Here is a 1,219-nt window from a genome sequence, read left to right on the forward strand (position 1 = left end):
CTCACCAGTTCCAGGCCCGCCAGATACTCTTGGAAGGTCTGATGCGGAAAGACATAGTCTTCCCCGGCCCCCTGCGCATGCAGTAACCCGGCCCGCCCGTCGGTGTAGGTCAGGAACTGTTTCGCCCCTTCGTAGGGATTGGGATGCTGCAACGCGGCTAAGGCCTCCGCCACCAACTCGCGCACCTCGGCCCGCGCAAGCCGACCCGGCTGGCCCGGCACATGCGCCTGGTGGGCACGATAGGCCGCCTGTTGCAGCATCGGACGCAACCGCTGCACATCCACCTCGGGCATCCCCAGATAGGTCATCAACGAGCCATAGGCGCTCACGTAGCCACAATCCGTCCCAGTTCCCACCGGGCCAGCAGAATCGCCACGCAGCGGCCATACAAGGCCGCACGTTCTTCGGGCAATTGGCTATCATTGAAATGCACCAGCGCCATGATCGTCAACAGCATCGGATTGCTCCCGAGCCGTTGCAGGTCAGGGCGACGCGTCAGGGCCAGCTGCAAATCGGCCTGGCGCCGCGCACGCTCGGTCGCGGGCAGGCCACCGATTGCGGCATACCACGCGGCCACAAACTGGCGCATCTGGCCGTCTGTCCAGGGGGCCAGGGTCGCCGTCGGCCACCCCGCCAGGTGCCACCCGTGGTCGCGGGCACCCTCGTAGGCGCGCACGCGGCAGGCCACCACCATATGAGCCTGAGGGTACGCCGTTGCAAAGGCCTCAAGCGCCTGAACCACCAGGCGGCGCGTCGCCACGGTGGGCACCTCGTCCAGGCCATCCAGGAAGAGGATCATCCGCCCGGCCTCGAGTTCGTGATACAGCGCGGCCGCGAGCCCAGGCGAACGTCCGTCGCTTTGCCACGTGGCCGCCACGTCATTCCAGAGCGCCGTCGCATCCAGCACCTGTCCCGGCGCAGCTTCGAGCCGACGGGCAAAGGGTACCAGCGGCACCAGCACGGGAACCAGAGGCATGGTCGCCGCAGGCCACCCCACCAAGCAGTCAGGCAGCGGCGACGTGGGCGTCAGGGCCGTCTGGGCCAGGGTCAGGGCGAGATAGCGGCAGACGGTACTCTTGCCACTCCCTGGCTCACCCAGCAGCACCAACCGCGACGTTCCTGCAATCGCCTCCGTCACCAGTTGGGGTCCCGTTAGCTGCACCCAGGGATGCGCGGCCACCACCTGAGCGAACTGGGCCGCATCGAGCGTCTCGCAGGC

2 protein-coding genes are annotated in these 1,219 nt (G+C 67.4%); both read right to left on the reverse strand.

The window, feature by feature from the left end; translation table 11 throughout:
* Positions 1-329: hypothetical protein (locus EKD05_RS25485; RefSeq protein ID WP_165361000.1), on the reverse strand; the 329-nt coding region annotated here is incomplete at its 3' end.
* Positions 326-1,219, reverse strand: an 894-nt coding sequence (locus EKD05_RS26245) for an NACHT domain-containing NTPase (protein WP_205704095.1), incomplete at its 5' end; no start/stop codon positions are given. The genes EKD05_RS26245 and EKD05_RS25485, both read right to left, overlap by 4 nt.

This window comes from Candidatus Chloroploca sp. Khr17 (genome assembly GCF_004138165.1).
Classification (GTDB): Bacteria; Chloroflexota; Chloroflexia; order Chloroflexales; family Chloroflexaceae; genus Chloroploca.